7 protein-coding genes are annotated in these 8,262 nt (G+C 69.3%); 6 read left to right on the top strand and 1 reads right to left on the bottom strand.

Going from position 1 to position 8,262, the window contains the following annotated elements:
- The coding region (locus tag AC2VOK_RS18125; protein ID WP_428901704.1) for a ferritin-like domain-containing protein at positions 1 to 291 on the top strand (291 nt) is incomplete at its 5' end.
- Positions 292 to 305: 14 nt separating this feature from the next.
- On the opposite strand, the gene AC2VOK_RS18130 is transcribed toward AC2VOK_RS18125, so the two are convergent.
- A complete protein-coding gene (locus tag AC2VOK_RS18130; RefSeq protein ID WP_428901705.1) occupies positions 306 to 2,321 on the bottom strand; it encodes a chloride channel protein in 2,016 nt (671 codons plus the stop codon).
- A gap of 292 nt (positions 2,322 to 2,613) precedes the next feature.
- Between AC2VOK_RS18130 and AC2VOK_RS18135 the strand changes: the two genes are divergently transcribed.
- From AC2VOK_RS18135 to AC2VOK_RS18155, 5 genes are all read left to right on the top strand, one after another.
- Positions 2,614 to 3,585 (top strand): class I SAM-dependent methyltransferase, encoded by a 972-nt coding sequence (locus tag AC2VOK_RS18135; RefSeq protein WP_428901706.1) that lies wholly within the window; start codon positions 2,614 to 2,616, stop codon positions 3,583 to 3,585.
- Between the two features lie 40 nt (positions 3,586 to 3,625).
- On the top strand, positions 3,626 to 4,567 hold the full coding sequence (locus AC2VOK_RS18140) for a class I SAM-dependent methyltransferase (protein WP_428901707.1): 942 nt from the start codon (positions 3,626 to 3,628) through the stop codon (positions 4,565 to 4,567).
- A gap of 135 nt (positions 4,568 to 4,702) precedes the next feature.
- Complete coding sequence (locus AC2VOK_RS18145) at positions 4,703 to 6,136, top strand: aldehyde dehydrogenase family protein (protein ID WP_428901708.1); 1,434 nt, start codon at positions 4,703 to 4,705, stop codon at positions 6,134 to 6,136.
- 42 nt (positions 6,137 to 6,178) lie between these two features.
- On the top strand, positions 6,179 to 7,039 hold the full coding sequence (locus AC2VOK_RS18150; protein WP_428901709.1) for an SDR family oxidoreductase: 861 nt from the start codon (positions 6,179 to 6,181) through the stop codon (positions 7,037 to 7,039).
- A gap of 21 nt (positions 7,040 to 7,060) precedes the next feature.
- The gene (locus AC2VOK_RS18155) at positions 7,061 to 8,029 is read left to right on the top strand and encodes an NADPH:quinone oxidoreductase family protein (protein ID WP_428901710.1); all 969 of its coding nucleotides are present in this window, start codon (positions 7,061 to 7,063) and stop codon (positions 8,027 to 8,029) included.
- Positions 8,030 to 8,262: the final 233 nt, after the last annotated feature.

Consider the following 8,262-nt stretch of genomic DNA (forward strand, 5'->3'; position numbering starts at 1 on the left):
GCGATCGTCAACGACCGCACGTGGGACGACTACTCGGTGGGGCGCGACTGTGTGCAGGCCCATCTGGCGGCGCTGGACCTCGTCTACACCGGCGTGATCGAGGATCTGCGCAAGGCGATCGACGAGACCGGGGAACTCGATCCCGTCACCCAGGACATGTTGATCGGCCACGCCGCGTCGCTGGAGAAGTTCCAATGGTTCGTGCGGGCGCATTTGGAGAGTGCGGGCGGCACGCTGACGCACGAGGGTTCTTCGAGCGAGCGCGACGCCGCCCGCAGCGCCCGCGGCTGACGCGGCGCCGACGGTCAGGATCCGTTGTGGGACGCGGCAACCGAATCGCGCCCGGGTGCGTCGTTGGTCGGTACGAGGATGTTGACCCGGTCTCCGGGCTCCAGTGCGACGGCGACGTCGGCGTCCATCAGCTGGCGCTGGTGGACGACCGACACCGGGTAATGCCCAGGCGGCCAGTCCAGTTCGCCCAGGTTGCGCCCGACCGCGGCCGAGTTCGGACCCAGCGTGTACTCGACGATGCTATATCCGGACAGCTGGCTGCGCGGATCATGTTCGGCCGTAATCGCTTTCGGGTCGGCCCATTCGGCGGCCTGATGGCTGGCCGCGATGTCGGGATAGGAAGCGGCCAGGTGTGTCGCCACCGCGCGCAGCACGTCCTGGTTGGTCAGCCAGCCCTGGACGCGCCGCTCGTCGGTGTCGATGACCGGCAGCCCGTCGCGGCCGTAGAGGACCAGCTGCCGCAACGCTTGGGCCAGGCTGTCGTTGGCGAACAGTGCCTGCGGATGGCGCACGCGGGTGACCGGCCCCAGCCCTGACGTCCAGTCCTGATCGTCGAGGTGTGTTCCGCCCAGGTCCAGGGGAACGGTGAACGGGTGCATGGCGTCTGCGGCGGTCAGGTGGGCGAACGCGTGGGTGGGCGTCGGACGGTCGATGTCGATGCCGCGGCGCAGCAGCTTGGTGGTGTAAATGGTGCCGTAGGACAGCGTCCGCGACACCGTCGTGCCGACGGCCACGGCCAGCATGACCGGCAGGGTCAGCGTGAAGTCGCCGGTCATCTCCACGGTGCTGGCCAGCGCGGTCAGCGGGGCTCGCGCGGCCGAGGCGAACACTGCGCCCATGCCGACGATCGCGTAGAGCGCGGGGTTGCCGGCCGCCGGGCCGATCAGCTGGTGGACGACCATGCCGAACGCCATGCCGGAGGTTGCCCCGATGAACAGCGAAGGCGCGAAAACCCCGCCCGAGCCGCCGATGCCGATCGTCAGCCCGCACGCCACCATCTTGCCCGCTGCCAGGATCATCAGGAACCACAGCGTGTAGTGGCCGGCGAAGGCCGCGTACATGACGGGATAGCCCACCCCGTACAGCTGCGGCACGGCGAGCAACAGGAGCCCGAGCACGATCCCTCCGACCGCGGGCCGCGCCCAGTCAGGCCGCTGGCCCCACACCCGGTCGCACAAATCCTCGGTCTTGTACAGCACGTCCTTGAAGACGATCCCGATCAGCCCGGCGATCGCCGCGAGCGCCGCGATCAACAGGTAGTTGGCGATGTGGTCGAGCCCGATGCCGGCGGGTAGCCGGGTCAAAAACGGTGCGGCGCCGAAGAAGACGCGGGCGATGACGTCGGCGACCATCGACGAGAGCATGATCGTGAAGATCGCCTCGACCGAGAGTTCCCGCAGGATCAGCTCGACGGCGAAGAACACCCCGGTGATGGGGGCGTTGAAGGTCGCCGAGATCCCGCCGGCGGCGCCGCAGGCCACCAGCACCCGCAGCCGGTTCTCCGGCATCCGGACCCACTGGCCCATGCTCGACGCCAGGGCCGCGCCGATCTGCACGATCGGCCCCTCCCGGCCGACCGAGCCGCCCGAGCCGATGCACAGCGCCGACGCGAGCGCCTTGACCACCGTCACCTGTGGGCGGATCCGGCCGCCGTTCTCGGCCACGGCGATCATGACTTCGGGCACTCCGTGGCCTCGGGCCTCGCGGGCGAAGCGGGCGATCAGCGGACCGTACAGCAGTCCGCCGAGCACGGGGACGGCGACGAAGAACCCGACCCCCAGCCACGGCAGGTGGTCGCTGCCCACCCAGCCCTGCTGGCCGAACTCGTCATGCCCGGTCGCCAGCCAGGTGAAGCCGAAGATCAGGTACCGAAACCCCACCGCGCCGATCCCGGCGGCCATCCCCACCGCGACCGCGATGCAGAACAATCCGAGGCGGCTTGCGCGCAGCCAGCCGGCGAACCGCCCCGCCGCGTGGGAGAGAATGCGCGGGCCCCGCGCGGAATCGGCGGCCGTCTTGCCCTGCGCCATTCGCCGCCACCCTCTCTGTCGTGGGCCTTGCGCCATTCGACCATCACCGAGCAGGCGCGTCACCAAGATCATCCGCTCCAGCAACTGTTGCACTATAAATCGGTCACGCCGCACCACACTGCGGCGCAGCTCACACCCTGGGCCGCGGAGCCGCGGCGTCGAAAGGGAGGGGTTCCCGGTCGTCCGGGCGTTCGCCGGCGTCGGCGCCGCCGACGGTGGGCCGCCGCCAGGGCAGTGACATCGCGCACAAGCGCATAGCTTGCCTAACTTATTCGCGTATGCTCGACGGGTCATGACTGAACTCGACGACTACTCCTCCGCAGGGTCCTCGTCGGAACCCGCGCCGCCCACGTCGCGACGGACCGCGGGCGACTCCTGGACAATCACCGAACTCGTCGGGGCGACCGCATTGGGGGTCGCCGCCTCCCGGGCGGTGGAAACCGCCGGACCCGATCCGCTGATCCGCGACGAATTCGCCCCACTGCTGGTGTCGTCGGCGGGCCCGGCCTGGGCCCGGCTGGCCGACCCCGATTTGACCTGGCTCGACGGTGACGAACACGGGCGGCGAGTGCACCGCCTCGGCGTCGACTACCAGGCGGTGCGCACCCACTTCTTCGACGAGTACTTCGCCCTCGCCGCCGGCGCCGGTCTGCGGCAGGTGGTGATCTTGGCGGCCGGGCTGGACTCGCGGGCCTACCGGCTGGACTGGTCCGCCGACACCACGGTCTACGAGATCGACCAGCCCAAGGTGCTCGAGTACAAGAGCGGAATCCTGGCGTCGCACGGCGCCGCTCCCACCGCCCGGCGGCGCCCCGTTCCGGTGGATCTGCGCGACGACTGGCCGGCGGCGCTGCGGGAGGCGGGCTTCGACTCGAGCCGTCCGACCGCGTGGCTCGCCGAGGGCCTGCTCCCGTATCTGCCCAGCGACGCCCAGGACCGGCTCTTCGAGATGGTCACCGCGCTCAGCGCGCCGGGCAGCCGGATCGCCGTCGAGGCGTTCGGCCTCAATTCGCGCGCCAACACGCAGCGGTGGCTGCGCATGCGCGAGCGCCTCGGTCTCGACGTCAACGTGCAGGCGCTGACCTACCACGAGCCCGACCGTTCCGACACCGTCGAGTGGCTGACCGGGCACGGCTGGGCGGTGGACGCGGTCAACAACCGCGACGAGATGGCCCGGCTGGGCCGACCGGTACCCGAAGACCTTGCCGAGGAGGCCGTCAGCAGCACGCTGCTGCGCGCACGCCTCGGCGCGCCGTCCGACTGAACGTCAAACCCGCCAAGAACGCCAAGCAGAGGAACGCCGCATGAGCTCACTACGCACCAACGACGACACCTGGGATATCAAGACCAGCGTCGGCTCCACCGCGGTAATGGTGGCCGCGGCGCGGGCCGTCGAGACCGAGCGGCCCGACGCGCTGATCTGCGACCCGTACGCCAAGTTGCTGGTCGGCAATTCCGGCGCGAACGTGCTCTGGGAGAAGATGCTCGACCCGGCCGTCGTGGCCAAGGTCGAGGCGATCGATGCCGACTCGGCCGCCCACCTGCACCACATGCGCAGCTACCAGGCGGTGCGGACGCACTTTTTCGATGCGTACTTCGCCGAGGCGATGGCGGCCGGGATCCGGCAGGTCGTCATCCTGGCCTCGGGACTGGACTCGCGTGCCTACCGGCTGGACTGGCCGGCAGGGACGACGGTCTACGAGATCGACCAGCCCCAGGTGCTGGACTTCAAGTCCACGACGCTGGCCGACAACGGCGTCACGCCGTCGGCCGACCGCCGGGAGGTCGCCATCGACTTGCGCCAGGACTGGCCGGCCGCGCTGCGCGAGGCGGGCTTCGACCCCGCGGCGCCGGCCGCGTGGCTGGCCGAGGGGCTGCTGATGTACCTGCCGGCCGACGCCCAGGACCGGCTGTTCGCGCAGGTCAGCGAGCTCAGCGCGCCCGGCAGCCGAGTGTCCGCCGAAACCGCGCCCGTCCACGCCGAGGAGCGGCGTCAGCAGATGCGTGCGAGGTTCAAGAAGGTGGCCGACGAGATCGGGCTGGAAGAGACGATCGACGTCGGGGAACTGATGTACCGCGACGAGGACCGCGCCCATGTCGCCGACTGGCTCAACGAGCACGGCTGGCGGGCCCGGTCGCAAGCCGCCGTCGACGAGATGCGCCGACTGAACCGCTGGATCGCGGGCGTCCCGTTCGCCGACGACAAGGGTGCGTTCTCCGACTTCGTGACCGCGGAGCGTGTGTAGCGTCTCGCACCGGGACGCCCGGCAGGCGTTTCAGATCCTTCCTATTGCTCTCCCAACCGGATGGTTAGGATCGCGGGTATCACCGATGAGCGGCCCCGCGCGACCTCGCGGCTCCTTCGCTCAGGAAGGACAACGATGACCACCGAATCGGTTGCACCGAAGACACCCGCATCCACGAACGGGGGCCCATCCGCCGCGCCCGTCGACGTCGCCGCAACGGTCGACCGGCTCCGCAAGACCTTCGCCACCGGGCGCACCCGCGACATCGCGTGGCGCAAAAGCCAACTGCTGGCGCTGCAGAAGCTGATGGAGGAGAACGAGGCCGCCCTCGCCGCGGCGCTCGCCGACGACCTGGACCGCAACCCGTTCGAGGCCTACATCGCCGATATCGCGACGACGGCGGGCGAGGCGAAGTTCGCGGCCAAGAACCTGCGGCGCTGGACGCGCCGCAAGCACGTGCTGCTCGAGATGCCGCAGCTGCCGGGCCGCGGCTGGGTCGAGTACGAGCCGTTCGGCACCGTGCTGATCATCGGCGCCTGGAACTACCCGTTCTACCTGACGCTGGGTCCCGCGGTCGGGGCGATCGCGGCGGGCAACGCCGTCATCCTCAAACCGTCCGAGATGGCCGCCGCGTCCTCGCACCTGATGGCCGAGCTGGTGCCGCGCTACCTCGACCGCGACGCCGTCGCGGTCGTCGAGGGCGACGGCTCGGTGAGTCAGGCGCTGATCGCGCAGGGCCTGGACCGGGTGATGTTCACCGGCGGCACCGAGATCGGCCGCAAGGTCTACGAAGGGGCGGCGCCCCACCTGACACCGGTCACCCTGGAGCTGGGCGGCAAGAGCCCGGTGATCGTCGCCGCCGACGCCGACATCGACGTCGCCGCCAAGCGGATCGCCTGGATGAAGCTGCTCAACGCCGGGCAGACGTGCGTGGCGCCCGACTACGTGCTGGCCGACGTGAAGATCCGCGACGAGCTGGTGGACAAGATCGGCGCGGCCATCACGAAGTTCCGGTCCAAGGAGTCTGCCCCCGGAATGAAGATCGTCAACCAGCGCCAGTTCGACCGGCTCAAGGGCTACCTGTCCGGCAAGGACGGCAGGGTCACCGTCGGCGGTGACTGCGACGCCTCGACCCTGCGCATCCAGCCGACGGTGGTGGTCGACCCCGACTTGGACGGGCCGCTGATGTGCAACGAGATCTTCGGGCCCATCCTTCCGGTCGTCACCGCCCAAAACTTGGACGACGCAATACGTTTCGTGAATGCGCGGCCCAAGCCGCTGGCCGCCTACCTGTTCACCAAGTCGCGGGCCACCCGGGAGCGGGTGATCAAGGAGGTGCCGGCGGGCGGCATGCTGGTCAACCACCTGGCTTTCCAGGTGTCGACGGCCAAACTGCCCTTCGGCGGGGTCGGCACCTCGGGGATGGGCGCCTACCACGGCCGCTTCGGGTTCGAGGAGTTCAGCCACCGCAAGTCGGTGCTGACCAAGCCCACTCGGCCCGACCTGTCCCGGTTCATCTACCCGCCCTACACCGAACGGGCGTTCAAGATGGCCCGAAAGTTGTTCTGACATTGACGTTTTAGCCCCTCTCAACCACTCGAAAGGAACCTGATGCCCGGAGTGCAGGATCGCGTCGTCATCGTCACCGGAGCGGGCGGAGGTCTCGGGCGCGAATACGCCCTCACCCTCGCCAAGGAGGGCGCCAGCGTCGTGGTCAACGACCTCGGCGGAGCACGCGACGGCACGGGCGCCGGGTCCGCGATGGCCGACCAGGTCGTCGACGAGATCCGCGCGGCGGGGGGCCGGGCGGTGGCCAACTACGACAGCGTCGCAGACTCCGCCGGCGCGGCCAACATCATCAAGACCGCGATCGACGAGTTCGGCGCCGTGCACGGTGTGGTGAGTAACGCCGGGATCCTGCGCGACGGCACGTTCCACAAGATGACGTTCGAGAACTGGGACGCCGTGCTCAAAGTCCACCTCTACGGCGGGTACAACGTGCTGCGCGCCGCATGGCCGCATTTTCGTGAGCAGAGCTATGGGCGGGTCGTCGTCGCCACCTCGACCAGCGGGCTGTTCGGCAACTTCGGCCAGGCGAACTACGGCGCGGCCAAACTCGGCCTGGTCGGCATGATCAACACGCTGGCCCAGGAAGGGGCCAAGTACAACATCCACACCAACGCGGTGGCGCCGATCGCAGCCACCCGCATGACCGAGGACATCATGCCCAAGGAGGTGCTGGAGAAGCTCACGCCCGAGTACGTCGCACCGGTGGTGGCCTACCTGTGCACCGAGGAGTGCGCGGACACCGCTTCGGTGTTCATCGTCGGCGGCGGCAAGGTGCAGCGGGTGGCGCTGTTCGGCAACGAGGGCGCCAGCTTCGACAACCCCCCGTCGGTGCAGGACGTCGCCGCCCACTGGGGTGAGATCACCGACCTGTCGGCGGCGAAAAAGGCAGAGTTCAAGCTTTAGCGGCCGTAGGGGCCTGGGGCCGTGAAGGCCTGTGTCGTCCAGCGCTTGTCGGGTCCGTCCGGTATCGCCTACACCGATATCGACGAGCTCGCCGAGGATCCTGACCACGTCATCATCGACGTGCGGGCGGCCGGGGTGTGCTTTCCGGATCTGCTGCTGAGCAAGGGCGAATACCAGCTGAAGTTGCCGCCTCCGTTCGTCCCGGGGATGGAAGCCGCCGGTGTCGTGCATTCGGCGCCGGCGGGTTCGGGTTTCACAGTGGGTGAACGGGTTTCGGCGTTCGGCATCCTGGGTGCCTACGCGGAGCAGGTCGCCGTTCCGGTGCCCAACGTGATGCGCAGCCCCGCCGAACTCGACGACGCCGAGGCGGTGTCGCTGTTGGTGAACTACAACACGATGTATTTCGCGCTGGCGCGCCGCGCCGCAATGCGGCCGGGTGACACGGTGCTGGTGCTCGGCGCGGCCGGCGGGGTGGGGACGGCGGCGATCCAGGTGGCCCGGGCGATGGGCGCGAAGAAGGTGCTGGCGGTGTTGCACCGCACGGCAGCAACCGACTACGTCTCCTCGCTGGGCGCCGACCTGGTACTGCCCCTGTCCGGCGACTGGGCCGCCGAGGTGCGCGCGTACACCGGCGGCCGGGGCGTGGACATCGTGGTGGACCCCATCGGTGGCCCGGCCTTCGACGACGCGGTGCGTGTGCTGGCCATCGACGGCAAGCTGCTGGTCATCGGTTTCGCCGCGGGCAGCATCCCCACCGTCAAGGTGAACCGGTTGCTGCTGCGCAACGTCAGCATCGTCGGGGTGGCGTGGGGCGAGTACCTCAACAAGATGCCCGGCTCTGCGGCGCTGTTCTCCTGGGGGCTTGAGCAGCTCGTCCGTCTGGGTCTGAAACCGCCCTCGCCGCAACGGTATCCGCTTTCAGAGGCGCAGGCGGCACTGAAGTGTTTGGCCGACGGGGGGGTGCTGGGCAAGGTGGTGTTGGAGCCGTAGGCTGCGGGGCGCAGCGTTGGCGCCCTCGTCGGCCAGACGCCGAGATTGCCGCGCGGGCTGTGCTTTTGGCGCTTGGCGCGACCATGACGGCAACCTCGTCGCCAGTGCGGGGGTTGTGGTGGCCGCGGCGTGGATCGGCGGCCGGGGGTTGTCGGTGCCCACTGCTTTGATGGGGTCATGTGCTTGACCGCTTCGGTGACCGCGTCGTTGGGATCGGGGGCGATTCCCCCGAA

This window comes from Mycobacterium sp. TH-M116, assembly GCF_057473685.1.